This window comes from Vibrio sp. 10N.261.51.A4, assembly GCF_041471945.1.
GTDB lineage: Bacteria > Pseudomonadota > Gammaproteobacteria > Enterobacterales > Vibrionaceae > Vibrio > Vibrio crassostreae_C.
Genome location: NZ_JBFRPJ010000155.1, coordinates 1 through 426 on the forward strand (window position 1 = coordinate 1; position 426 = coordinate 426).

Below are 426 nucleotides of genomic sequence, written 5' to 3' on the forward strand. Positions count from 1 at the left end.
CCACACAGATTGATATGTTTAAACAGTTAAGAGTAACCTATGTCCCGTTCGTCTAGAGGCCTAGGACACCGCCCTTTCACGGCGGTAACAGGGGTTCGACTCCCCTACGGGATACCATCTTTAAGCACATTTATTTAAGTGTTTTTAAAAATGGTTCATTTTATTGAATCAAGCTCTTTAACAATTTGGAAAGCTGACTGATTAACTGACTTACGAGTCATGTTAATCAAATTTAAAAGTTCTCAATGTTTATCTGCTCTTATTTAATAAGAACGGTATAAACACAACAAACACATTCAAGTGTCTTGTATTCGATTCAAACTTGTTTGAATCACAATTGAGTCCGGCAAACAGTCATTGAGAATTAACCCTTCTTAATGACAACCAAAAACCTTGGTTAGTTGCCATACACTTATTTGTCTTCAC

1 tRNA gene is annotated in these 426 nt (G+C 36.4%); it reads left to right on the top strand.

The features are described from left to right. The first annotated feature begins 41 nt into the window (after window positions 1-41). A tRNA-Glu gene (locus tag AB4384_RS23405) sits at window positions 42-117 on the top strand. Window positions 118-426 lie beyond the last annotated feature (309 nt).